Origin of the sequence: Nonomuraea sp. NPDC050536 (assembly GCF_044457685.1) — a bacterium.
In the GTDB taxonomy this organism is placed as follows: Bacteria; Actinomycetota; Actinomycetes; order Streptosporangiales; family Streptosporangiaceae; genus Nonomuraea.
Window position 1 is genome coordinate 14,426 of record NZ_JBITHD010000030.1, and the last position, 23,524, is coordinate 37,949.

Consider the following 23,524-nt stretch of genomic DNA (forward strand, 5'->3'; position numbering starts at 1 on the left):
GCGCTACTCCGCGGCCATGAGGTCGACGAGGCCCTGGGCGAACACGTTCAGCGGGTCGTAGCGTCGCTTCAGCTCGACCAGCCGGACATACTTCGGGCCGTAGATCTCGCGGGCGCCGCCCTCGTCCTCGTGCTCGGAGGTGAAGTTGACGTAACTGCCGTTCTCCCACTCCGAGACGGCGGCTGAGAACCGCTTGACCCACGCGACCAGTGCCGCGCGCTCGTCCGGGTACTCCCAGTCGGCGCCGATGTTGCCGGCCCAGCGGGAGTGGATGCCTGAGGTGGAGTCGTTCGCGTGGTCGCGCGGGTGGAGCCGGCCGGCGATGAGCTCGAACGGGCACATCGTCTGGTGCGTGATGAACGAACTCGAGTTGAGCGAGCGCCCAGGGTAGGCGTCGACGTGCTCGATGGCGATGTCGAGCAGCTCATCGGGGAGCTCGCCGAACGCGACGTGCCGCCAATAGTGGGCGATGCCGTAGCGGAACTCGTCGTCGGTCGCGTGCTGCAGCGTCACATGGGGGATGGAGCGCACCGTGTGATAGATCGGTTCGCCAGTCTGGAACATCGGCGCGCTGAGCGCCGGTTCGTCGGCCGGATCGCCGTAGGTGACGGTCGCCACCGAGATGACCGGCTTGCCGCGGTGCTCCCGAGGTAGCTGCGACCAGTACTCCGGGCTGCGGTAGAGCCGCACGTAGGTCCCGACGTTGTCCGGCATCTCCGGGCCCCGCTCGCGGAACAGCTGCAGCACCTGCTTGCGCGACTCCGCCGGGTAGAGGGCGAGGCGCACCGTCGCCAGGCCGGGGAGGTCCACGTAGCCGAAGACGAACTCGGTCGCGATCCCGAAGTTGTGCCCCGCGCCCTTGAGCGCCCAGAACAGGTCGGGGTCGCTCTCGGCGTTGACACGGCGCACCTTGCCGTCTGCGGTGACGAGCTCCACCTCGCGCAGGAAGTCGACCGTGGACCCGAACATGCGGGAGAGATAGCCCATCCCGCCGCCAAGGGTGAGGCCGGCCACGCCGGTGTGGGAGACGACGCCTGCCGGAAGCGCGATGTCGTACGGCTCCGCCGCGCGGTCCACGTCGCCCCAGCGGCAGCCGGCGCCCACGGTGATCGTTCGCGTCTCCGTGTCGATGGATACCGAACGCATCAGCCCGGTGTCGATCAGCACGCTGCCGTCCGCGACGCTGGTCCCGGCGAGATTGTGCCCTCCGCCTCGGACGGTCAGCGGGTAGGCGTTCGCGACGCACCAGCGGAGCGCGTCCGCGACGTCGGCCGTGCTCGTGCAGCGCACGATCGCCGCCGGGTGCTGGTCGATGTCGGCGTTCCAGACGCGGCGCAGCGACTCGTACCCCGGCTGACCTGGGTACACCACGTCGCAGCCGACGGCGGACGCGAGGCTGTTCAGGACCTCGGGTTCGGGCATGGGGTGAGTTCTCCTTCACTGGCGAGGGTTTCGAGGAGCGCGCGGAGCTCGGCGAGAGATTCGCCGAGGAACGCGCGCAGGTCCGGGCCGGAGCGCCGCAGTTCGTCGAGCCCCGGCCAGAGGCCGGCGGCGGCGTTGGCCGCGTGCAGCGCCGCGAGCGACCGCAGCTCCTCCAGGTCGGGCCAGGTCATGTCGGGATGTGCCGGCCACCACCGCGGATCGTCGGGTAGCAGCGACATCTCCGCTCGCGTGCCGCCGACGCCCTCGATGACGAGGTCGATCTCCGGCTGTGCGGCCAGAAGCGTGTCGAGTAGCTGCGGCCAGTCAGTCATCCCACGGCCGATCGGCATGAGGAACCGTGAGAGCCCCTGCTCCGCCTCGGCGAGCACCGCATCGCGCAGATGCGTCATATGGGTGTACGGCGCGGCCCGGGCGACGGCCGGTCCGATGAGCTCGCCGCGGACGACCAGGTTCGCGGGGTCGAGGCAAACGCCGAGCACGTCGGGGCCGACCCGGTCGATCAGGCCCAGGATCTCGAAGGTCGTGATCTCCTCGTGCGTCTCGAGGTTGAGACGCACGCCGTACTCGCGGAGCACGGGCGCGAGCGAGAGCAGGAAGTCGCGGGTCGCGGCGAGCTGATCGTCCCAGTCCACGTCAGTGCGGAAGCGATCGAAGCCGAGCAGCCCTGGGTAGGCCTTGAAGCCGCCGGTGGCCGTCCAGACCTCGGTCCAGCCGTGCTCCGCGCACAAGCGGATCAGCCGCTCCATGCCGGCCAGGTAGCTGCCGCACCCGAGATCCCGGATGCGCGGAAGCTCCGCGGTCATGTACGGGTTGACTTTGCCGAGCCCGAGCTGGACGAACATCCCGCGTTCCCGGGCCGCTTGGGCGAACGCGCCGATCGCGCCCGGGTCGAGCTCGGGGAAGGCTTCGTCGACCGTACGCACGAGGATGCCTTCGAACCCGAGCCCCGCCACAGCGTCGAGCGTCGCGAGCGGGTCCGCGCCCAGCAGGGAGGAGCCGCCGGAGAACTTGACGTCGGCGCCGATCCTGGTCATCGCGCCACCTCCGCCCGCAGTCTGCGCAGCTCTCGGCGCTTGCGCTCGTACCCGGGGTCGGGGATGGGCACGGCCTCAAGCAGCGCGCGGGTGTAGTCGGCTCGAGGGCTGCCGTAGATCTCGGCGACGCTGCCCGAGTCGACGACGCGGCCGTGATGGAGCACGACGACGCGGCTGCACAGGTACTTCACGACCGCGAGGTCGTGGGAGACGAACAGCACGGTCAGGTTGAGCTGCTTCTGCATGTCCTTGAGCAGGTTGAGCACCTGGGCCTGCACCGAGACGTCGAGCGCGGAGACGGGTTCGTCGCACAGCAGCACCCGTGGCCCGACGACCAGCGCGCGCACGATGGCGATGCGTTGCCGCTGGCCGCCCGAGAAGTCTCTCGGATAGCGGTTCAGGTGCTCGGCGTCCAGCCCGACCAGGTGGAGCAGGTCGAGGATCCGCTCCATCCGCTCGCGGGACGAGAAGCCGCCCATGACGAGCATCGGCTCCTCCAGCAGCTGCCGCACGGTCATCCGCGGGTCGAGGCTCGAGTACGGGTCCTGGAAGACCATCTGCACCTCGCGGCGGTAGCGATGCAGCTCGCCGCGGCCCGGTCGCGCAGGATCGATGCCGTCGTAGCGGATGCTGCCGGAGTCCTCCCGTTCGAGGCCGATCAGGCAGCGGATGATCGTCGACTTGCCCGAACCGGACTCGCCGACGAGGCCGACGATCTCTCCTTCAGCGACCTCGAAGCTCACGTCGTCCAGCGCCTGGTGCGCGCGGCGGCCGGAGCCGAACCGCTTCGAGAGGCCGTCGACCTGGAACAGCACTCTGCTCATACCGGGGGCCTTTCCATCGCCATGAAGTCCTCGACCGTCTGCAGCCGGGTGTTCGGGTCCGCGTCGAGGCGGGGGATCGAGCCGATGAGCCCGCGGGTGTACGGGTGGTGGGGGTTCTCGAACAGCTCGTCGACCGGGCGGTCCTCCACGAGGTGACCCCGGTACATCACCGCGACGCGGTTGGCCAGGCCGGCGACGATCGCGAGGTCGTGCGTGATGAAGAGCACGGAGAGGCTCATCTCGCGCGACATGGTCTCGATGAGGTCGAGCACCTGCTCCTGGACCCGCACGTCCAGGGCCGTCGTCGGCTCGTCGGCGATGAGCAGGCGCGGCTCGGCGATGAGGGCGGCCGCCATGACGACGCGCTGCCGCATGCCGCCGGAGAACTGGCCGGGATAGGCCTTCAGCCGTTCCTTCGCCTTCGGCACGCCGAGCCGGTCGAGCATCTCGGCCGCTCGCCGCAGCGCCTCGCGGCGCGCGACGCCGCGCACGACGAGCGGCTCGGCCACCTGTTCCCCGATCGTGAGCACGGGGTTGAGGGCGGTCATCGGATCCTGGAAGATCATCGAGATCTCGCTCCCGCGGACGCGCCGCATCCGGCGCTCCCCGGCGCTGAGCAGCTCGGTCCCGTCCCACCGGATCGAGCCGTCGTAGGCGAGCGAGCGGTCCAGCTGCAGGATGGCACGGGCGGTGATCGACTTGCCGGAGCCGGACTCGCCGACCAGCGCGACGCGCTCGCCCGGGCAGATCGACAGGGTGAGCCCTTCGACGACCGTGAGGTCGCCGGCGCCTCCTCCGATGCGGGCTCGCTCGGGCACGCGCACGCTGAGGTTCTGGATGCTGAGCACGGGCTCGGTCATCGGACCCTCCTCGAGGCCGGGTCGACGAAGCCGCGTACGGCGTCGCCGACGAGGCCGAAGGCGATGGCGGAGATCGTGATGGCGACGCCGGGGAAGAGGGCCACCCACCACGCGCTGGTGATGAACTGCTGTCCCTGGGCGACGAGCGATCCCCAGTCCGGGCTCGGCGGGGGCGCGCCGACGCCGAGGAAGGCCAGGCCCGCCATCATCACGATGGTGCCGGAGATCTCCATGCTCGCCTGCACGTACACCGCGTCCATCGAGTTGGGCAGCACGTGCCGGAGCATGAGCCGCAGCCGCGAGACCCCGAGCACCTGGGCCGCCTCGACGTAGGAGCCGCCCATCGTCTCGCGCAGGATGCCCCGCACCAGCCGGGCCGTACCCGGCCAGGAGGCCGCGACCATCGCGATGATGATCGACCCGAGCGACGGGCCGATCGCGGCGGCCAGGCCGAGGGCGAGCACGAGCGACGGGATGGACATGAAGATGTCGCACGCGCGCATGACGGCTTCGTCGGCCCAGCGCGGCAGCAGCGCGGCAACGCTCGCGACGAGGACGCCGGTGATCATCGACAGCACCACGATGCCCACGGCCGCGAGCAGCGTCGTCCCCGCGCCGGCCAGGATGCGGGAGAACACGTCGCGCCCGGCGTCGTCGGTTCCGAGCAGGTGACCCGGGCCAGGTGACAGGAGCGCGTTCGCCGGGTCGACCTCGTAGGGCGAGAACGGTGTGACGAACGGGCCGACCGCGGCGAGCAGCAGCAGGAGCGCGACGCCGGCGAACGCGAAGCGGTCGACCAGGGCGACGCGCCGGCCGAAGAGCCGGCGGATCCCGCCGCCGATGCTCCGGCCGACCGCGGCCGTGGACAATTCGATCCCGGCCATCAGGCGGCTCTCAAGTGGTTGGTCCGCACCCGCGGGTCGAGGAGCATCTGCAGCAGATCCACGACCACCGAGGAGACGATGAAGACGAAACCGACGACGAGCACCGCACCCAGCACGGCGAACGTGTCGTTGTTGACGATGGCCTTGTACATGTAGCTGCCGATCCCTGGGAACGAGAACACCGCCTCCACGAGCACGGAGGCGCTGACCATCCAGCCGAACTGCATGCCGAAGATCGTCAGCGTCGAGCCCATGGCGGAGCGGAGCGCGTGGCGCATGACCACCCGCCGGCGCGGGACGCCCTTCGAGATCGCGAAGTCGATGTAGTCGGAGTGCAGAGCGGAGATCATGTTCGACCGCACGTTCCGCGCCAGCGTGGCGATGAACGGGACGCTCAACGCCAGGGCGGGAAGGACGAGGTGCGCGAGCGAGTCCAGCAGGTTCGCGAGGTTTCCGAACAAGATCGAGTCGAGTACGGTGAACCCGGTCACGTCGGGTGGCGCCATCCCCACGCCGTTCGTGCCGGAGAGCGGGAACCAGCCGAGGAGGAACCCGAGCGTCCAGCGGAGCATGATCGCGAACCAGAAGATCGGGACTCCGCCGGCCAGGACCAGGATGAGACGGGCGGCGACGTCCGCCGCCCGCCCCTGTGAGACCGCCGCGATGACGCCCAGCGGGACCGCCACCAGCACGGTGATCAGCATCCCCGCGAGCACCAACTGGATCGTGTTGGGGAGCGCCGCGGCCAGATCGCTGGTCACCCCCTGGTGCGTGTAGGCGGAGCTGCCGAGGTCGCCGGCGGCCGCGCGAGCGAGGTAGCCGCCGTACTGGGCGACCAAGGACTGGTCCAGACCCATCGTGTGCCGGACCTGCTCGACCTGCCCGGCTGAGGCGAAGCGGCCCGCGGCCACCCGGGCGGGATCGCCCGGGATCAGCTTCGACATCAGGAACACGATCGTCGCGACGCCCCAGGCGGACAGCAGCGCCAGACTGATCCTTCGGATCACGAAGACGAACATCAGCGGCCGTCCGGTTACTTCGCCAGCATCAACTGGCTGACGTCGAAGGTTGGACTCGTGGGCGTGTACGGGATCTTCGCCACCTTGCCGTTCCTGGCGCCGTTCACCGTCGGCCAGGCGATGTACAGCGCGGCGTGGTCGTCCACGATCTGCTTCTGCACGCTTACGTAGGCCTTGCAGGCCGCTGCCGGGTCCTTGGCGGTGGACGCTGCCGCGAGGAGGTTGTCGACCTGCTGGTTGTCGTACCGCGCGCCGTTCGTCTGGCCGATCGCCTTGGAGTTCCAGGTACGGTCCAGGACGGCGCCGGCGTCAGGGTACGGCGCGAAATCCCACGCGATCGAGATGTCCGGGGTCGTCGCCGCGGTGGAAATCAGCTGCAGATACTGGGGGAAGGTCGCCGTCTTGACCTTCACCACGAGACCGATCTCGCGAAGGCTGTTCTCCAGGAGTGTCCCGGCGAGCTTGAACTCCGGGACCGCCGGGTCGTAGGCGATCGTCACCGTCGCTCCGGCTGCTCCCGCCTCGCTGAGGAGCTGCTTCGCCTTGGCCACGTCGCGTGCGGGCTTGGGGCCGTCGTAAACGCAGTCCATGCCACGGGGGATGACGCTCTGGGCGATCTCGCCGGAGCCCTGCAGCGCGGTCTTGATGTGGCCCTCGTAGTCATAGGCGAGCTGGATCGCCTCCCGCACGCGCGGGTTGCCTGTGATCTTGCCCTGCGTGTTCATCAGGCCCAGGGTCACGCGCGTCGAGGGCATCGAGTAGCCTTCCAAGCCGCCCTTGCCGTTGAGCTGCTTGACGTCGAGGGGTGCGAGGCCCCACCCGAGATCGACGTTCCCGGTGAGGAGCTCGTCTCTGAGCAGGCTGCTCTCGTTGATCATGCGGAGCACGACGTTCTGCGGGCGGCGGTTGTCCATCGCCCAGTACTTGCCGAACCGGGAGAGGTTCACCTCCTGGTTCGCCTTGTATCCGTTCAACACGTACGGGCCGGACCCCGCGTCGTGCGTCGCCAGCCACTGCTGGGCGTGGTCGGCGCCCTCGTTGCTCCGCACGACCTTGGAGTCGACGATGTAGAGGTAGCTGAGACCCGCGAGGAAGCTCACGCTCGGCCGGGTGAACGTGATGGTGACGTGGGTGTCGTCGATGACCTTCGAGGAAGCGTACGAAGGGATGAAAGCGTCGCTCCCGGAGGCGATCTGCTTCGCCCGGTCCAGGGTGTACGTCACGTCCTCGGCGGTGAACTTGTTCCCTGAGTGGAAGACCACGTCGTCGCGGAGAGTGAGGGTCACGGCTGTCGCGTCGGAGTTGAACTCCCAGGAGGTGGCCAGCTTGGGGATCATCTTCGACTCGGCGTCGAATCCGATCAGACGGTCGTAGAACGCGTCGATGAAGATGTCGTTGTCGGCGTTCGACGACTGCAGGGGATCGAGGGTTTCGAGCGAGGCTTGGCCGGCGGCCACGATGGTCTCCGCCTTCGTTGCGGTGCCGCTGTTCGCCGAGGGTGCGGACAGCCCGCACGACGCCGTCGTTACGCAAAGGACCGCGAGAACGGCTCGCTTCGCAGCGCGACCTTTCATGTCGGGTTCCTCTCTCAGATGTGCTGGGGGGATGGGGTGGAGGGTTCGACGGCCGACCGGGGAACGTCCGATCGGGTGGTGAGAGAGCGCCGCGAGATCCACCGGCCGGCGCGGAGCACGTCGCGCGCCGCGGGCGGGGCGGCGACGGCCTCCGCCGCACCGCGGGCGTCGACCACCACGAGGTCGGCAGGACCGCCGGCGCGCAGGCCGTAGCCCCGCACGCCGAGGGCGGCCGCCGCGCGGTCGGTCACGAAGCCGAGGGCGAGGTCGAGGCTGTCGTCCGTGAACAGGCTGTTCCGGTACGCGACGGTTCGCGCCAGGTCCAGGGGGTCCCCGGAGCCGAACGGCCACCAGCTGTCGCGGATGTTGTCGGTTCCCGAGAAGACGTTGACGCCGCGTCGCACGAGCGCGAGCACGGGCGGGACGGGGCCGGCGGGCCCGTTGGTCATGATCGAGATTTGCCGCTCGGCGAGCACGCCGGCGATCTCGTCGAAGTCGCGCTCGCCCAGCAGGCCCAGCCCGTAGGCGTGGCTGAGCGCCACGGCGCCCTGCATGCCGTACGCGGCGACGCGCTCTGCGATCGCCCGGTACTCGGCCAGCGCCGCAGGCCCGTCCTCGTGCAGGTGGATGTCGACTCCGGCGCCGTGGCGGGCCGCCAGCTCGAAGACCGCGTCGAGGTGGCCGTCGAGGTCGCCGTCAAGGGAAGAGGGGTCCAGCCCGCCGACGACGTCCGCGCCGAGGCGCAGCGCCTCCTCGAGCAGGTCCGCCACTCCGGGCGCCGAGACGATCCCGCTCTGCGGGAAGGCGACGATCTGCACGTTCAGGTGGCCGGCGAACGTCTCGCGAAGCCGCAGCGTCCGCTCCAGCCCGCCGAGCCCGACGTCCGGGTCGATGTCGACGTGGGCACGCAATGTCCCGGTTCCGAACTCGACCATCGTGCGGGCGAGGCTGAACGCGCGCTCGTCGGCGGTGCGGTCGAGCGCGGTGCGACGCGCCTTCTCGAGCTCGATGCGCTCCCGGATGCTGCCACCGGGAACGTGCGGCTGCCATTCCCCGCCGAAGAAGGTCTTGTCGAGGTGGGCGTGACCGTTGACGAGCGGCGGAAGGACAAGACGCCCCGCGAGGTCTTCAAACGGTCCGGCAACAGGGTGGGAGCCGACCGGCCGGATCTCCCGGATGACCGTGTCCGCGATCTCGATGTCGACGAGGCCGCCGTCTCGAAGGCGCCCGTTTCGAAGGGTCGTTTGACTCACATCGATCCTCTCAGCTCCGCTGTTGGCATACACAGTCGCAGACAGGATCCCGTTTGTCACGGTTCCTGAGGCCCGTTACGCCGTTGTTGTATACCAAAATGGAAATCACGCCGAAACGGGACTGGGCGGGCGAGGTTCGATCACGCCTAGAATGAATCGCCAGAGCACGGAGGTTGAGGGTGTCCATTCCAGAGCAAGACCGGCCGCTCCCGGCCGAGGGGGAACCGGTAGAGACACCCGGGCTCTCCCTCGACCAGCTGGCATACGAGTGGGTGCGCGAGCGGATCATCGACGGCACCTACAAACCGGGCGAGCGCATCCGCGAGCGGACGGTGGCCGAAGAGCTCGGCATCTCCCGCATCCCGATCCGTGAGGCGTTCCCGCGGCTGGAGAGCGAGGGGTTCATCCGCAGCCTGCCCCGGCGCGGCGCGGTGGTCGCCTCGCTGACGGTGCGAGATGTGAACGAGCTCTACGATGTGCGCTGCTCGCTCGAGGTGCTCGCCACCCGGCTCGCGGCCGAGCAGTGCGGGCTCGGCGCGTCCGCCGAGGTTCTCCGGGAAATCCTCGACGAGGCGGAGAGCGCCGTCGCAGCCAACGACGGCGCGCTGCTGTCAGCCACCAACTCGCGCTTCCACGCCGCGATCCTGACGCTCTCAGCCAACCAGCTGCTGCAAGACCTTATGGCGCCGATCCTCGGGCGCGTGAACCGGCTCTTCTACATCGTGCCCGAGAGCGACCAGGTCAACTTCCACCACGAGCACGCCGAGCTCTACCGGGCGATCTCGTCCGGCCAGGCGGAGCTGGCCGCCGCACTGGCCTTCGCCCATGTGGAGCACAGCCGGCGCGACACCCTCCCGGTCGTGCAGTCACTCCTCGACGAGGCGCAGGCACCCCAGCCCATGGGCGCCCGTCATATGATCAGGCGCACGCCATAGGTCTACCTGATCCTCAGGCTCTGTCGTGCCGTTCGAGCTATCGCCAGACCAGCTCAGAGCAACCCGTCCTGACAGTTGCTCCGCCCCCTCATTGATCAGCGAGCCTCGGCGTCGGATTCGGTGAAGTAGGCGGCGCTCTCCGCGTCCGTCGGGTAGTACGACTCGATCGAGATCTCGTCCAGGGTGATGTCCATCGGGGTGCCGAACGTGGTGGTGGTGGAGAACAGCCGCACTTCTCGTCCGCCGAAGCGAAAGATCATCGGGATTGCGATCTCGGACTCGATCGGGTGGCTCGCGGGCTCGGAGTCGGGTGCCAGTAGTTCCTCGTAGAGCGCGGTGAGCTCGGGGTCGGGAGCCGTGGCAAGCTGACGCATGATCCGGGTACGGAGCAGCGAACGCACCTCGACCAGGTTGACGATGTGAGGAGCGAGCCCACGCGGGTCCAGTCCCAGCCGCACCATGTTGATCGGTGGCCGGAGCAGGTCGGGAGCCACGTCTGCGAGGAACGGGTCGATGGCGCGATTGGTCATCACGATGTTCCACCGTCGATCGATGACCAGCGCCGGGTACGGCTCGTGTGCGCGCAGCACCCTTGCGACCGCGTCCCAGGCTGCCGGCAGCGCGTCCCCGTCGAGCGGCCGCTCGGCGTAGCGGGGTGCGAAGCCGGCGGTGAGCAGCAGCCGGTTGCGCTCACGCAACGGCACATCGAGCGGATCGGCGAGCCGGAGGATCATGTCGGCGCTCGGGTTGGACTTCCCGGTCTCCACCAGGCTGACGTGACGAGCTGAGACGTCGGCGGCGATCGCAAGATCGAGTTGGCTGAGTCGCCGGCGATGCCGCCACTGCCGCAATAGTTCCCCGACCGTGTACATGGCCGCCGATGCTACTCCGCCAGGAGCGGGGCGCCATGAAATGCGAGTTCATCGACAGCCGTCGCGACGGCAGGAAAACTGCTGCCTGTGACTACACAGAACATGACCACAGACAACAAGAGCATCGTCCAGCGGGCGCTGACGGCGCTGGTCGCGACGGGGGACGTCGATGCGCTCGCGCCGTTGCTGAGCGACGACTTCGTCCATCACCGGCCGGATTCGACCTCCTCGACCAAGGCGGAATGGCTCGCCGCCGTACGCGCCGCGCTCATCCCGCTCGCCGGCATGCAGGTCGAGATCCAGCATGTGCTGGCCGACGGCGATCACGTCATGATGTATTCGCGGCGCTGGCTTCCCGGTGCCGAGCCGGGGATCGCGGTCGTCGACATCTGGCGGCTCGACGACGGGCTGATCGCCGAGGCATGGGAGATCATCGAGCCGGTGGCCCAGGCGGCCGCCAATCTGGCGTGGTGGGAGAACCGCTGATCACTGACCTGGCCACGACCCGAGAGCCACGGTGATGAGCACCTGGTCTGTTGCGAAAATGGATCAAGGTCGTGGTCCGGGGGGCGTGGTGATCTGGCGAACGGCCGGTGGGGGCGACTAGAGGCGTCGCTGCTGGTGGGCAATACCCTGCGATCCGGGCAAACTGCCACCGAATCGTCGCAGGGGAGACGCCAACGCATGAATACGCCACCATCGCCACCTGGGGCGGAGCGGGCTGACGGATCATCCGTCCGGATCGGCGCTCTCGTTCCGCTTACTCGGCCTGGCTGGGTCGAGGCAGGCCAGCACTTGCTCGCTGGACTCGAACTGGCCGTTCGCGAAGTCAATGACGCTGGCGGGATCGTCGGAAGACCACTCGAACTGGTGGTCCGGGACACCGCGGCTGATCCACAGAGGGCCGCGGCAGCCGTAGATGAATTGGCTCACCTGGGCGTCGCTGCCTTGGCGGGGGAGTATCACAGCGTCGTCGCTCGCGCCGCTGCCGCCAGGGCCGACGCCCTCGGCCTGCCGTTCCTCTGCTCGTCAGCGGTTCTCGACGCGCTCACCGAACAGCCGACGGAGTGGGTGGCGCGCGTCGCCCCGGCGCAGTCCCACGGCTGGCAGATCTACGCGGATTTCCTCCTCAGCGCGGGCCACAGTCGAATCGCCGTAGCAGCCCAGTCGAGTGTCTACTGGGCATCTGGGGCCCGCATCCTGCGGGACTACCTCGCTCCACGCGGCGGCACCGTCATCGAACTCGACATGAGCGCGCTCGCCACCACGGCCGTGTGCGACGAACTCGTCGACAATCGCGCGACAGCCCTCCTTCTTCTGGTCGGCCATCCGGAACCGGCAGTGTCGATCGTCAAGTCTGTCCGCCGCGACCAGCGCCTCGCCGAGATCATGATTGGTGCTCCGGCCGGGCAACCGGAGTTCGCCGAATGGGCGAGGTTGCTGGGCGACGACAGCGCCGCGATCCCGTTCTTGCGCTACCTGCCCGAGCGCCTCAGCCCACTCGGTGCACGAGTCGAGACGGCCCTCCGCGAGCGGCTAGCTGCAGCGCCCTCCTTCGTCGCCTTCGAGGGCTACGACACGGTCGCCGTCCTCGCCGACGTGCTGCGTTCTCACGGCACGGACCGGGCGCGCATTGCCGAATCCTGGCCGCGCGTCGCAGTCGAAGGCACCCGCGGGCAGATCCAGTTCTCCCGCACGCCAGACATCAGCGTTTGGCAATGGGCTTGGGCGCCAGTCCAAGTCGTTGATCGAGATCCGGCACAACCCGATCGCTTTCGGATCCTCCACGCCAGCTGAGAGCACCGAAGTCCGACTGTCCAGATCTGTCCGAACTTGAGGCTGTCTACCTGTCTACGCGTTAACACAAGGGCGACCGGGCGTGCCGGACGCCGACTTCACGGCCGACGTGCTCTACCTGCTGCTCCGGGGGTTCTACTTCGCCAGCAGCGAGGACCCTGAACTGTGGACGGACGAGCGGGTCGGCGCCGCGATCTCCAGAATCACAGACCTGTTCATCGCCGGCATGGGAACGCCGCCCAACCCCCAGGCCTAGGGCGCTGCGTTGATGTCCATCACTTCACCGACCTAGGGTGGGACCTCCTTGTGAAGGGACACCGGCACGCAGGTCCCGGGCAGCTCGACCTGCTCGGCCACGCGTTGCGGAGAAAGGAGACGGTCTGCCGCATGGTGGGAAAGCCGCACTACCGGAGTGTTGCTGTGTTCGGGGCGGGATACATCGGTCTGGTGACCGGTGCCTGTCTCGCCGACCTCGGCCACCGGGTGGTGGTCCGGGACATCGACCCGGAGAAGATCAGGCTGTTGCGGGCCGGCGACGTGCCGATCTACGAGCCGGGTCTGGGCGACATGATCGCCCGGAACAAGGAACGGCTGAGCTTCACCCTGGACCTGGATGAGGCCGTCACCGGTGCCGAGATCGCCTACGTCTGCGTGGACACGCCGCCGTCGGCTTCCGGTGATGCGGACCTGTCACGGGTCTGGTCGGTGGTGACGTCGCTGAAGGACGCCGCTCATCTGCGGGCCGTGGTGGTCAAATCCACCGTGCCGGTGGGCACCGGCAGCCGGGTGCGAGCCGCGCTGGACGCCGCCGGGCTCGGCCACGTCGGCTATGCCGCGAATCCGGAGTTCACCGCCGAGGGCCGCGCGGTCGACGACTTCATGCGTCCCGACCGCATCGTCATCGGGGCGTCCGACGAGGCGACCGCCCGCCTGCTCACCGAGCTGCATCAGGGCGTGGACGGGCCGGTCGTGGTGATGAGCGTGCGCTCGGCGGAGATGGTGAAGCTCGCGGCGAACGCGCTGCTCGCCACCAAGATCAGCTTTATCAATGAGATCGCCACCTTGTGTGAGAAGACCGGAGCCGACGTCGAGGAGGTGGCTCACGCCGTCGGACTGGATCATCGCCTGGGGCCGCACTTCCTGCGGCCCGGCATCGGCTGGGGCGGCTCGTGCTTTCCCAAGGACAGCGAGGCGCTACGGCAGCTGGCCAACAACACCGGCTACCACCTGCAGCTGCTGTCGGCGGTGATCGAGGTCAACAACCTGCAGAAGCGGCAGGCCATCCAAAAGCTCAAGGACGAGCTCGGCACGCTGGCGGGTGCGCGGGTGGCGCTGCTCGGCTTGACGTTCAAGCCGGGGACGGACGACATGCGCGAGGCGCCCAGCACCGTCCTGGCGGCCCGGCTGCTCGCCGAGGGGGCCGAGGTGCGCTGCTGGGATCCGATGGCCCGCCCAGCCGCGGCCGAGCCATGGACGTCGACGACCCGCCACACGAGCGTGGAGCAGGCGCTCGAGGGCACGGACGCGGCGATCATCGTCACCGAGTGGCCACAACTCACCGAAGTCGATTGGACGCAGGCGGTGGCGGTGATGCGCCGGCCGGTGCTGTTCGACGGCCGGAATCTGCTGGATCCGGCGACGATGCGGGCCGCTGGTTACCGCTACCTCAGCGTCGGCCGGCCCTGATGCTCGGCCGCCCATGCCCGGCTGGGTATGGATTCGTGGTAATTCCATCGGAGGATCACATGCCCAACCCTGATGGGGCCTTGCCGTCAGCCGGCTTGCATTACGGCGAGACCCGAGGATGTGCCTCATGCATGACCTGAGCTTGTTTCTGACTGCGCGGCTTGACGAGGACGAGCAGACCGCCAGGGCGGCAACGCCTGGCCCGTGGTCGTACGACCCTGGCAAGGAGTGGTACGACGGCGACGACTTCGTCACTATGACCAACGGCCAGGAGTTCGTCGGCTACGGAGGTCTTTCAGACCTCCGCGGAGCCGTCTGCATTACAGGCGAGGCCGGCCACGCGCAATCCGCCAGAGACGCCGAGCACATCGCCCGCCACGACCCGGCCCGCGCACTGCGCGAAGTCGAAGCGAAGCGGCGCACCCTGGCCCGCCACCCCGGATCGACGGCGACAGACGAATGCTCAGGCTGCGGTGCACGACTCGACGGCACATGGCGCACCCCGCCCGGAGCGCTCTGCCCAGAACTGGCCGACCTCGCGCTGCCGTACGCCGGCCATGAGGAGTACCGGGAGGATTGGCGTCCCTGATCCTCCTCGACCTGGAAGGCAGTCGAGGGTTCAGGCCGAAAGAGGCGGGGCCGTCGCACTTCGGTGGTCGACCCAGAAGCCGCCCCGACGAGTGGAGGTGATGACACCCGCGACCACACAGGAAGCGGGCGCCACCGCGTCCACGGCGTCGCTTGTCGCGTTGCTGTCAGTCTGCGACGAAGAACATCCGCTTGTTCACGAACTCGTCCATGCCAAGGGGACCCAGCTCGCGGCCGAAACCGGAGCGCTTCACCCCGCCGAACGGAATCTCTGCCCCTTCACCGGCAGGGACGTTCACGTTCGACATCCCGCTCTCGAGCAGTGAGGCCACAGATGTGGCTCGGTCCACGTCGGTGCTGAACACCGAGCCACCCAGTCCGTACTGCGTGTTGTTCGCCAGCTCCAGGGCCTCCTGGTCGCTGCCGACCTTGTAGACCACGGCGACCGGCCCGAAGAGCTCTTCGCTGTAGGCCCGCATGTCCGGGGTGACACCCGTGAGGACAGCAGGGGAGTAGTACGCCGCCGGGCCGTCAGCGAGCACACCGCCGGCGTGCAGTGTCGCTCCCTTGCTGACGGCGTCGTCGACCTGGGCTGCGATCGACTCCGCGGCCGCCCGGGATGACATCGGGGCGAATGACCCCGGCTCCATCGCGAGTGCCTTCTGGGTGAGCTCGGAGACGAAGTCATCGAAGATGTCGTGCATCACGATCATGCGCTTGTTGGAGTTGCAGGCCTGGCCCATGTTGTACATGCGGAAGCCCCACGCCGTCTCCGCCGACGCCGCGACGTCGTTGCTGTCGAGGATCAGGTAGGGGTCCGAGCCTCCCAGCTCGAGCACGCACTTCTTCAGGTTCTTCCCCGCGAGCGACGCGACGACCGCACCTGCCCGCTCCGACCCGGTCAGCGAGACGCCCTGCACCCGCGGGTCGGCGATGATCGTCGCGATCTGCTCGTGGGTCGCGAACAGGTTGATGTACGCCCCCTCGGGCACGCCGGCGTCCTTCATGATCTGCTCGACCGCGAGCGCCGACCTCGGCACCGACTCGGCGTGCTTGAGGATGATCGTGTTGCCCAGCATCAGGTTGGGCGCCGCGAAACGGGCGATCTGGTAGAAGGGGAAGTTCCACGGCATGATCCCGAGCAGCGGGCCGACCGGCAGCTTCTGCACAACCGCCTTTCCGCCTGAGAACGTCTTGATCGGCTGGTCCGCGGCGAGCGTCGGGCCCTCGGTCGCGAAGTAGTCGAAGATCGCCTGGCAGAACTCGGCCTCCTCCACCGCCTCCGCGGTCGGCTTGCCCATCTCCTGGGTCGCGATCGCCGCGAGCTCATCCGCGCGCTCGGCGAACAGCGCCGCGACCCTGCTGACGATCTCGGCGCGTTGGGTGATCGAGACGTCCTTCCACCTCGTGTACGCCGCAGCGGCGGCCGTCAGCGCGGCCTCGACGTCTGCGTCGGTCGCTGTCTCGAACGTCTCGACGACCTCGCCCGTCGCCGGGTCGGTCACTTGGTAGGCGGGACCGGTCTTCATCGTCGTACTCCTGTCTTGCGTGGTTGAGCGAACTAGCTGGGGACGGACGGCTGCTGCTGGGTGATGCAGTGAACCCCTCCACCGCGAGCGGAGATCGGTACGGCATCGACGGTCACCACCCGGCGTCCTGGACAGACGGTGGCGAGGATCTCTCGCGCCTCCGCGGGTGTAGCTGTCGTCAACGAATCCGTGACCGTTCTCGAGAACGGAAGGAGCCGGCAGGTCGATGATGTCCCAGTTGCGGCCCTTCGCATCGTGTGTCGCCTCCAAGTATGACTTGAGCACCTTGGTGACCTTGAAGTCCGGGTGTCGCGGGTCCCTCTGCGAGTGCACCGGGAGGGTGCCGGGCGACGGGGTCTGGGTCCAGCTGGATCGTGGTGGTCACCAGTACGGTGCCCTCGCCGTCCACCCTTCGTTGGCCGGCATCGACCACCGTTGCCCTCGCCGACGACGGCATTTGTTCGGATCACACTGCGAGGGTCTCCAACCGGCGGCCGGCGTAGGTGATCGCGGCGATTTCGGGTCTAGTGTGAACGATCGAATATCCCTAATCTGAGCCTAACTCATGTCTGCTTGGTGCTCATAGTGGAGTTGATGCGATGTCACACCAGGAGTGGTGGCGGGACGCGGTGGTCTACCAGATCTATCCGCGCAGCTTCGCCGACGCCGACGCCAACGGCCAAGGGGACCTCGCGGGGATCCGGGCCCGCCTGCCGTACCTGGTGGAGCTCGGGGTGGACGCCGTCTGGCTCACGCCGTTCTATCCGTCGCCGATGGCCGACGGCGGGTACGACGTAGCCGACTTCTGCGACGTGGACCCCCGCTTCGGCACCCTGGGCGACTTCGACGCGCTGGTCGCCGACGCGGCCGAGCACGGCATCCGGGTCATCGTCGACATCGTGCCGAACCACTGCTCGGCCGAGCACCCGTGGTTCAAGCAGGCGCTCGCGGCGGAGCCCGGCAGCCCGGCACGCGAGCGCTTCATCTTCCGTGACGAGCCGAACAACTGGCAGTCCATGTTCGGCGGTCCGGCCTGGACCCAGGTCGAGGACGGGCAGTGGTACCTGCACCTGTTCGACTCCTCCCAGCCCGACTGGAACTGGCGGCACCCTGACGTGCCGGCGCTGTTCGAGGACGTGCTCCGCTTCTGGCTGGATCGCGGTGTCGCGGGGTTCCGGGTCGACGTCGCCGGGGCGATGTTCAAGGACGCCGCGCTGCCCGACCTGCCGCCGGGCACGCCGCCCGACGCTGAGCCCTCGCCGTACCTTCACCAGCCGGAGACCCTGGCCGAGCACCGCCGCTGGCGCAAGATCCTCGATTCGTACGGTGACCGCGTCGCCATCCTCGAGCACTGGTCGGACAACCCCGAGATCATGGCGCCCTACCTCGGCGACGGACAGCTCCAGCAGGTCTTCAACTTCACGCTGATGAGCACGCCGTGGTCGGCGACGGACTGGCGAGCGGCGATCGAGTCGTCCGTCGCGATCACCGCGAGCATGCCGATCACCGCGCCGTGGGTGCTGGAGAACCACGACGCTCCCCGGCTGGCGACCAGGCTCGGCGTCGACCAGTCGATCATCCGCAATCCGACCGAGGAGGCGCTGCGCGGTGAGATCGACATCGACCGCACGCGCGGCTTACGCAGGGCGCGCGCGGCGGCGCTGATCCAGCTCGCGCTGCCCGGCTCCGCCTATGTCTACCAAGGGCAGGAGCTCGGCCTGCACGAGGTCCTGGACATCCCCGCTGAGCGGCGCGAGGACCCGATCTTCACCAGGACAGGAGGCGCGATCTTCGGCCGCGACGGCTGCCGGGTGCCCTTGCCATGGAGCGGTGACGCCCCGCCGTACGGCTTCGCCGATCACCCCGTGCGGACCTGGCTGCCCCAGCCCGGCGACTGGGCCAGACAGACCGTGGCGGCGCAGAGCGCCGACCCCGGCTCGATGCTGAACCTCTACCGCACCGCCGTCCGGCTGCGCCGCGCGCACTTCGGCTCGGCACCCGATCTGGCCTTCTTCGACGCGGGGGAGGGCACGCTGGCGTTCACCAGAGGGCCCGGCTTCGCGCTTGTGGCGAACCTGGGGCAGGAGGCAGTGGCGCTGCCCGCGCACACCGGGGTACTGCTGGCCAGCGGCCCCCTCGAGGGTGACCTCCTACCCGCCGACACGGCCGTCTGGGTGAGCCGATGAGCATCGTCTTCGACGCCCGCGACCGGTTGTGGCTGCTGCGCACCCCCGCGACCTCCTACGTCCTGCGTCTGGATGAGGACGACGCGCCCCGGCACGTCCATTGGGGCGCCCGCCTCACCCTCGACCAGGCCAGGCAACTCGCCGAGGTCCGCGCCACACTCGCCGACACCGAATCCGACCCCGGTGGTGAGGAGCTCGCCGTCGAGGGCGGTCTGCGGTACGGCGTGCCGTCCCTGATCGTCCGGTACGGCGATGCCACCCGTGGCGTGGAGTGGCGCTTGCTGAATCAGCGGATCGACGACGGCCGCCTGGAGATCGTCTTCACCGATCGGCGGTACCCGCTGGAGATCACCCTTCACTACCGGGTCCGGGAAGACTCCGACGCGATCGAACGGCACGTCACCCTGCGCCACACCGGACAGGGCCCGTCGATCGAGATCCTCCGCCTGGACTCGGCCGCTTGGACCCTCCCGCCCCGCCCCGGCTACCGGCTGAGCCACGTCGTCGGCGAGTGGGGCAAGGAGTTCCAGCTCCAGCGAGGCGAACTCGCCCGCGGCGAAACCACGCTCACCAGCAGGGCCGGCATCACCGGGCACGCGAGCAACCCCTGGCTGATGGTCGACGCGGGGGAGGCCACCGAGGAGCACGGCGAGGTGTGGAGCGCCGCGCTGGCCTGGAGCGGCAGCTGGCGGATCACCGCGTTCCGCGACCAGAGGGGCTGGGCCGGATGGTCGGGCGGGTTCGGCCACGAGGGCCTGACCTGGCGGCTGGCCCCCGGTGACGTGCTCGAGACCCCGGCCTTCGCCGGCCTCTACAGCGCGGGCGGGTTCGGCGCCACCAGCCGCGGCTGGCACGACCATGTCCGCAAGCACGTGCTGCCGGCCCCGGACCGAGTCAGGCCGGTCGTCTACAACGCCTGGGAGGCCACCGAGTTCGACTACGACGAGGCGCTCCAGCTCGACCTCGCGGGCCGCGCCGCCCGGCTCGGGATCGAGACGTTCGTCATGGACGACGCCTGGTTCGGCACCCGCACCCACGACGCGGCCGGTCTCGGCGACTGGTGGCCCAACCCCGGCAGGTTCCCCAAGGGGCTCGGGCCGCTGATCGACGAGGTACGCGGGCTCGGCATGGACTTCGGGATCTGGGTCGAGCCCGAGGCCGTCAACCCGGACAGCGATCTCTACCGACGGCACCCGGACTGGGTGCTGCACACGCCGGGGCGTCGCCGTACGGAGAGCCGCAACCAGCTGGTCCTCAACCTGGCCCGGCGCGATGTGGCCGAGTGGACCCACGCCTGGCTGGACGCACTGGTCGGCGAGAACGAGATCTCCTTCCTGAAGTGGGACATGAACCGGTCCTTCAGCGAGGCCGGTTGGCCGGGACACGATGATCCCGATCGGCTCTGGATCGACCACGTCAGGAACGTCTACGCGATCATCGATCGGCTCCGCGCCGACCATCCCGGCCTGTTCATCGAAGGATGCGCGGGCGGCGGCGGCCGGGTCGACCTCGGCATGCTGGCCCGGGTCGACCAGATGTGGACCTCCGACAACACCGACGCCGCCGAGCGGGTCGCCATCCAGCATGGCTACGGCCAGATCTACCCGGCCTGCACGATGGGCGCCTGGGTCACCGACAGCCCCAACTCGGTGACGGCCCGCAGCCATTGGATCCGCTACCGCTTCCACGTCTCCATGGCCGGCGCCCTCGGCGTCGGCGGAGACCTGCGGGCGTGGAGCGAGGACGACCTGACCTGGGCGGCCGCGTTCGTCGAGCAGTACAAGCAGGCCCGGCCGGTGATCCATGGTGGTGCGCAGTATCGGCTGGGACCCGAGGCGACGCAATACGTCTCCACCGACGGTCGCGAGATCGTCGTCCTCATGTATCTGCCGAGCGCGCTCGGCCGGACGCGCGCGCCGCTCAGGCTCACCGGGCTCGACCCGGCGGGACGGTATCGCGACCAGGCGACGGGGGACGTCCACCACGGCGCGGTCCTGCTCGCGCACGGCATCGGCGCGGGGCTGATGCCCTTCGACGGCACCAGCGAGTTCGTCCATCTCACCCGCGTCGACTGAACAGAGGTCGCCATGACCATCCCCTCCCTCACCCCCATGCGTCGTGTGGGGTCCGGCTGGATCTCCACGTACGTCATCGCCGGGTTCGGTATGCAGATCGCCCTGCAGTCACCGAGCACGTTCGTCATGCCCCAGCAGATCGCGGACATCGACCCCACGGGGAAGGTCGGAGGGTACGCCTGGGTCAGCGTCATGGGCGCGGTCGCGGGGCTCGTCGCCGGACCGCTGTTCGGCGCGCTGTCCGACCGCACCGGCAGCCGGTTCGGCCGCCGCCGCCCTTGGATCGTCGGCGGCGCGCTCACCTGCGCCGCCGCCTTTCTCTTCCTGGCCGTCCAACAGAGCGTGGTCGGCGTCGCGATCGGCGCTCTGCTGCTGTCGATCGCCATGTCGGTGCTGGGCGCCGGGTACAACACGATCGTCCCCGACCAGGTCCCGGTCGCCCAGCGTGGCCTGGTGCTCGGCTGGGCCGCGGTGCCGCAGGCCGCCGGGCTGATCTCCGGAGGGCTGCTGCTCGCGCTCGCCTCCGGCCCCTCCAAGGGGTACCTGCTGATGGCCGCGGTCCTGGTCCTGGTGATCCCGTTCGTCGCGGTCACCACCGATCAGCAGCTCCCCGAGGAACAGCGCCTGCCGTTCTCGCTGAAGACCTTCCTGGCAGGCTATCGGATCGACCCCCGCCGCCACCCCGACTACGCCTGGGCGCTGGCGACCCGCTTCCTGATGGGCTTGGGGTACGGCATCGGCACCCTCTACATCCCCTACTTCCTGCAGGACGTCGTCGGTCATCCCGACGACCTGCTGATCGTCGTCGCGATCAACGGGACCTCGGTCGTGGCGCTGGCCGTGGTCAGCGGCTGGCTGTCCGACCGGATCGGCCGCCGCAGGATCCTGGTCTGCGTCGGTTCGGCCATCATGGCGGCCGCCGCGATCATGCTGGCCCTGTCACCCACCTGGACCATGACCATCGTGACCGCCGTGGTGCTCGGCGTCGGTTACGGCATCTACATCGGGGTCGACGGCGCCCTGATCACCCAGGTGCTACCCGCCGCCTCCGATCAGGGCAGGGACCTGGCCATCGCGGGGCTGATGGGGAGTCTGCCGTACGTGATCGTCCCCGCGGTCGCGTCGTTGATCATCAGCAACCTCGGGGGCTACTCGGGGCTGTACCTGGCTTCGGCGCTCATCTCCCTGCTCGGCGCCGTGCTGATCTGGCGGATCAAGTCGGTGCCCTAGCGTCGGGCGATCTTGTCGGCGGTCACGCGGGCGGTGCCAGCTCGAGATCGGCGAGGCCCGCGTAGTAGACGAACTTGAACGGGTTGAGCAGTTGGTTGCCTTCGACCAGCCGCTGCAGAACCTCATGCCGGAGGTCGAGGAGCTCGGGCGTGCCTTGGTGGCTGAGTAGCCCCAGGTCGAGGATGCGCAGCGCGAGCGCGTACTCGCCGCGCCGGATGAGTTCGGCGCCCGCCGTGTGGAAGGGGGCGGCGGTTCCGCCGCCGAGCAGGTCCGCCGCGCCGGCCTCCTCGGCCGGCGTGAAGTGCTCGACGCCCTCCCCTCTGAAATGCCAATATCCGGTCCGCTGACGGTGGACGCGCTGGATGAAGTGATCGCGGGCGACCAGATAGGGGATGACCGCCGATGGGTGATCCTTCAGTAGCTGCGGCAGGTGGTTGAGCTGCAGGATCTCGACCAACGTCAGCCCGTCGACGATACCGGCCCGTACGGCGACGTCCAGGTCGCGGAAGGCCGCGAGCAGCCCGGGGAAGGCCTCGATGGTGTACGTGGCGGTCAGCCCGGCGTGCCCGTGGATCAGCAGCCTGGGGTGCAGTTCCATGACCGTCTCCATCGCCTCGAACAGGCCCTCGGCGGAGCCTTCTGCAAAGAACGGGGCGCCGAGGTACGGCATGCTCATGTCCCCGGTGAACACGACCTCCCGGTCCGGAACGTGGATGATCAGGCCGTCGTGCGTCTCACCCCCTGCGATCGGAATGAGCACGAACTCGATTCCACCGACGGTCAGCTTCTCGGGCCCGCTCACCAGATGGTCTGGCACGGCCTGGAGCCGATGGCTTCGGCCATCCGGCAGGAAGTACCGGAAGGGCGGCGGTCCGGAGTTCTGCAGCCGCAGCTCGTCCGGGAAGTTCGCCTGCGCGATCACCGTTGCGCCGTCAGCCGTGAGCACCTCGAGCCCCCCGACGTGATCCCAGTGCGCGTGCGTCAGGATGACGTGCGTGATCGGCAATCCGGTGAGCCGGCGGAGGTCGCGGAGGGCCGCGGCCGCGTGCTCGGGGGTGCTGGCGGAGTCGATGGCGACGACCCCTTCGGTGGTGACGACGAAGGCGATGTCGGAGAAGTCGTATCCCTGGGCGACGTGCACGTCCGGCGCGAGTTCGACGAGCTTCTGTGGTACGAAACGGAACCCGTCGTCGGTGGTCACCGAGTAGTCGGTGATCAGCCGCCCGGATCGGCTTCGGGCCGCTTCCGCCTCGCCTGTCCGGCCGAGGAGTTCGTAGGCATGGGACAGCCCCTCATACACGGCCCTCATCAAGCCGGGCGGGAACTGATCCCTGACCGCGAGCACGAACTCGAGGTCGGCGACCACGGTTTCCGCACGGCCTGCGCACTCGGGGAGCCGGGCGAGCGAGGTTCCCCGGAAGTACTGCGGCAGCCCGAGGCCGAGGCCGGTAGCCGCGTCCAGCCTGGCGATCGCCTCTTCGGTCTCGCCGTCAAGACGAGCCTGGAACGCTCCGGCGAGCGCCAGCGAGAGAGCGTCGGCCGGGGCGCTGTCCGAGCGGGCCGCGAAGTAGTCGAAGCCCTCCTGGTAACGCTCGGCGGCCATGAGCTGGCTAGCGAGCACGACAGTGGTGGGCTGGTCGGCGTCCGGCCAGGCCGCTGCCTCCTTGAGCGCATCGATCTCGAGCCACATCGTCGTCTCCTCTGCGTTGAATACGTCCAGCCATTAGCTATCTAT

Annotated in this window: 21 protein-coding genes; 9 read left to right on the plus strand and 12 right to left on the minus strand. The window is 68.8% G+C overall.

The window, feature by feature from the left end:
- Positions 1-3: 3 nt before the first annotated feature.
- From ACIBHX_RS47185 to ACIBHX_RS47220, 8 genes are all read right to left on the minus strand, one after another.
- A complete protein-coding gene (locus tag ACIBHX_RS47185; RefSeq protein WP_397074928.1) occupies positions 4-1,422 on the minus strand; it encodes an FAD-binding oxidoreductase in 1,419 nt (472 codons plus the stop codon).
- Positions 1,401-2,477 (minus strand): sugar phosphate isomerase/epimerase family protein, encoded by a 1,077-nt coding sequence (locus ACIBHX_RS47190; protein ID WP_397074929.1) that lies wholly within the window; start codon positions 2,475-2,477, stop codon positions 1,401-1,403. The genes ACIBHX_RS47185 and ACIBHX_RS47190 overlap by 22 nt, the downstream gene beginning before the upstream one ends.
- Complete coding sequence (locus ACIBHX_RS47195; RefSeq protein WP_397074930.1) at positions 2,474-3,301, minus strand: ATP-binding cassette domain-containing protein; 828 nt, start codon at positions 3,299-3,301, stop codon at positions 2,474-2,476. The genes ACIBHX_RS47190 and ACIBHX_RS47195 overlap by 4 nt, the downstream gene beginning before the upstream one ends.
- On the minus strand, positions 3,298-4,161 hold the full coding sequence (locus ACIBHX_RS47200; RefSeq protein ID WP_397074932.1) for an ABC transporter ATP-binding protein: 864 nt from the start codon (positions 4,159-4,161) through the stop codon (positions 3,298-3,300). The genes ACIBHX_RS47195 and ACIBHX_RS47200 overlap by 4 nt, the downstream gene beginning before the upstream one ends.
- Entirely contained in the window at positions 4,158-5,045 is an 888-nt protein-coding gene (locus ACIBHX_RS47205) for an ABC transporter permease (RefSeq protein WP_397074934.1), read from the minus strand. The genes ACIBHX_RS47200 and ACIBHX_RS47205 overlap by 4 nt, the downstream gene beginning before the upstream one ends.
- Positions 5,045-6,052, minus strand: coding sequence for an ABC transporter permease (locus ACIBHX_RS47210; protein ID WP_397074935.1), 1,008 nt, complete (start codon positions 6,050-6,052; stop codon positions 5,045-5,047). Before ACIBHX_RS47210 ends, ACIBHX_RS47205 begins: the two co-directional genes overlap by 1 nt.
- A gap of 26 nt (positions 6,053-6,078) precedes the next feature.
- The gene (locus ACIBHX_RS47215; RefSeq protein ID WP_397074936.1) at positions 6,079-7,521 is read right to left on the minus strand and encodes an ABC transporter substrate-binding protein; all 1,443 of its coding nucleotides are present in this window, start codon (positions 7,519-7,521) and stop codon (positions 6,079-6,081) included.
- Between the two features lie 131 nt (positions 7,522-7,652).
- The gene (locus tag ACIBHX_RS47220; protein ID WP_397074937.1) at positions 7,653-8,891 is read right to left on the minus strand and encodes an amidohydrolase; all 1,239 of its coding nucleotides are present in this window, start codon (positions 8,889-8,891) and stop codon (positions 7,653-7,655) included.
- 179 nt (positions 8,892-9,070) lie between these two features.
- Between ACIBHX_RS47220 and ACIBHX_RS47225 the strand changes: the two genes are divergently transcribed.
- The gene (locus ACIBHX_RS47225) at positions 9,071-9,826 is read left to right on the plus strand and encodes a GntR family transcriptional regulator (RefSeq protein ID WP_397074939.1); all 756 of its coding nucleotides are present in this window, start codon (positions 9,071-9,073) and stop codon (positions 9,824-9,826) included.
- Positions 9,827-9,921: 95 nt separating this feature from the next.
- Here ACIBHX_RS47225 and ACIBHX_RS47230 read toward each other — a convergent pair whose 3' ends face one another.
- Entirely contained in the window at positions 9,922-10,698 is a 777-nt protein-coding gene (locus ACIBHX_RS47230) for a helix-turn-helix domain-containing protein (RefSeq protein WP_397074941.1), read from the minus strand.
- A gap of 102 nt (positions 10,699-10,800) precedes the next feature.
- Here ACIBHX_RS47230 and ACIBHX_RS47235 point away from each other — a divergent pair, with 102 nt between their 5' ends.
- The 5 genes from ACIBHX_RS47235 (at position 10,801) to ACIBHX_RS47255 (ending at position 14,770) form a co-directional block, all read left to right on the plus strand.
- Positions 10,801-11,184 (plus strand): nuclear transport factor 2 family protein, encoded by a 384-nt coding sequence (locus tag ACIBHX_RS47235; RefSeq protein WP_397074942.1) that lies wholly within the window; start codon positions 10,801-10,803, stop codon positions 11,182-11,184.
- Between the two features lie 198 nt (positions 11,185-11,382).
- A complete protein-coding gene (locus tag ACIBHX_RS47240; protein ID WP_397074944.1) occupies positions 11,383-12,495 on the plus strand; it encodes an ABC transporter substrate-binding protein in 1,113 nt (370 codons plus the stop codon).
- 82 nt (positions 12,496-12,577) lie between these two features.
- Positions 12,578-12,751: a hypothetical protein gene (locus ACIBHX_RS47245; protein ID WP_397074945.1), complete on the plus strand. Its 174-nt coding sequence runs from the start codon at positions 12,578-12,580 to the stop codon at positions 12,749-12,751.
- 50 nt (positions 12,752-12,801) lie between these two features.
- The gene (locus ACIBHX_RS47250; RefSeq protein ID WP_397074946.1) at positions 12,802-14,181 is read left to right on the plus strand and encodes a UDP-glucose dehydrogenase family protein; all 1,380 of its coding nucleotides are present in this window, start codon (positions 12,802-12,804) and stop codon (positions 14,179-14,181) included.
- A 127-nt stretch (positions 14,182-14,308) separates the two neighbouring features.
- Positions 14,309-14,770: a DUF6221 family protein gene (locus tag ACIBHX_RS47255; RefSeq protein ID WP_397074947.1), complete on the plus strand. Its 462-nt coding sequence runs from the start codon at positions 14,309-14,311 to the stop codon at positions 14,768-14,770.
- A 166-nt stretch (positions 14,771-14,936) separates the two neighbouring features.
- Here the strand turns inward: ACIBHX_RS47255 and ACIBHX_RS47260 are convergent, their stop codons facing one another.
- Entirely contained in the window at positions 14,937-16,298 is a 1,362-nt protein-coding gene (locus ACIBHX_RS47260; RefSeq protein ID WP_397074948.1) for an NAD-dependent succinate-semialdehyde dehydrogenase, read from the minus strand.
- Between the two features lie 32 nt (positions 16,299-16,330).
- The gene (locus ACIBHX_RS47265) at positions 16,331-16,552 is read right to left on the minus strand and encodes an agmatine deiminase family protein (RefSeq protein ID WP_397074950.1); all 222 of its coding nucleotides are present in this window, start codon (positions 16,550-16,552) and stop codon (positions 16,331-16,333) included.
- 345 nt (positions 16,553-16,897) lie between these two features.
- On the opposite strand from ACIBHX_RS47265, the gene ACIBHX_RS47270 reads away from it, so the two are divergent.
- Genes ACIBHX_RS47270 through ACIBHX_RS47280 form a run of 3 tightly spaced genes read left to right on the plus strand, consistent with a single transcriptional unit; the run spans position 16,898 to position 21,789 of the window.
- Positions 16,898-18,484, plus strand: a complete 1,587-nt coding sequence (locus tag ACIBHX_RS47270; RefSeq protein ID WP_397074952.1) for a glycoside hydrolase family 13 protein — start codon at positions 16,898-16,900, stop codon at positions 18,482-18,484.
- The gene (locus ACIBHX_RS47275; protein WP_397074954.1) at positions 18,481-20,559 is read left to right on the plus strand and encodes an alpha-galactosidase; all 2,079 of its coding nucleotides are present in this window, start codon (positions 18,481-18,483) and stop codon (positions 20,557-20,559) included. Before ACIBHX_RS47270 ends, ACIBHX_RS47275 begins: the two co-directional genes overlap by 4 nt.
- A 12-nt stretch (positions 20,560-20,571) precedes the next feature.
- Entirely contained in the window at positions 20,572-21,789 is a 1,218-nt protein-coding gene (locus tag ACIBHX_RS47280; RefSeq protein WP_397074955.1) for an MFS transporter, read from the plus strand.
- A 22-nt stretch (positions 21,790-21,811) separates the two neighbouring features.
- On the opposite strand, the gene ACIBHX_RS47285 is transcribed toward ACIBHX_RS47280, so the two are convergent.
- Entirely contained in the window at positions 21,812-23,479 is a 1,668-nt protein-coding gene (locus ACIBHX_RS47285; protein WP_397074957.1) for an MBL fold metallo-hydrolase, read from the minus strand.
- Positions 23,480-23,524: the final 45 nt, after the last annotated feature.

Bases quoted from the DNA above. Each gene is read 5' to 3' on its own strand.
- ACIBHX_RS47255 (WP_397074947.1), top strand. From the start codon at position 14,309: ATGCATGACCTGAGCTTGTTTCTGACTGCGCGGCTTGACGAGGACGAG.
- ACIBHX_RS47230 (WP_397074941.1), bottom strand. From the start codon at position 10,698: ATGTACACGGTCGGGGAACTATTGCGGCAGTGGCGGCATCGCCGGCGA.
- ACIBHX_RS47200 (WP_397074932.1), bottom strand. From the start codon at position 4,161: ATGACCGAGCCCGTGCTCAGCATCCAGAACCTCAGCGTGCGCGTGCCC.
- ACIBHX_RS47275 (WP_397074954.1), top strand. From the start codon at position 18,481: ATGAGCATCGTCTTCGACGCCCGCGACCGGTTGTGGCTGCTGCGCACC.
- ACIBHX_RS47195 (WP_397074930.1), bottom strand. From the start codon at position 3,301: ATGAGCAGAGTGCTGTTCCAGGTCGACGGCCTCTCGAAGCGGTTCGGC.
- ACIBHX_RS47280 (WP_397074955.1), top strand. From the start codon at position 20,572: ATGACCATCCCCTCCCTCACCCCCATGCGTCGTGTGGGGTCCGGCTGG.
- ACIBHX_RS47270 (WP_397074952.1), top strand. From the start codon at position 16,898: ATGTCACACCAGGAGTGGTGGCGGGACGCGGTGGTCTACCAGATCTAT.
- ACIBHX_RS47235 (WP_397074942.1), top strand. From the start codon at position 10,801: ATGACCACAGACAACAAGAGCATCGTCCAGCGGGCGCTGACGGCGCTG.
- ACIBHX_RS47285 (WP_397074957.1), bottom strand. From the start codon at position 23,479: ATGTGGCTCGAGATCGATGCGCTCAAGGAGGCAGCGGCCTGGCCGGAC.
- ACIBHX_RS47205 (WP_397074934.1), bottom strand. From the start codon at position 5,045: ATGGCCGGGATCGAATTGTCCACGGCCGCGGTCGGCCGGAGCATCGGC.
- ACIBHX_RS47260 (WP_397074948.1), bottom strand. From the start codon at position 16,298: ATGAAGACCGGTCCCGCCTACCAAGTGACCGACCCGGCGACGGGCGAG.
- ACIBHX_RS47240 (WP_397074944.1), top strand. From the start codon at position 11,383: ATGAATACGCCACCATCGCCACCTGGGGCGGAGCGGGCTGACGGATCA.
- ACIBHX_RS47185 (WP_397074928.1), bottom strand. From the start codon at position 1,422: ATGCCCGAACCCGAGGTCCTGAACAGCCTCGCGTCCGCCGTCGGCTGC.
- ACIBHX_RS47265 (WP_397074950.1), bottom strand. From the start codon at position 16,552: ATGCGAAGGGCCGCAACTGGGACATCATCGACCTGCCGGCTCCTTCCG.
- ACIBHX_RS47190 (WP_397074929.1), bottom strand. From the start codon at position 2,477: ATGACCAGGATCGGCGCCGACGTCAAGTTCTCCGGCGGCTCCTCCCTG.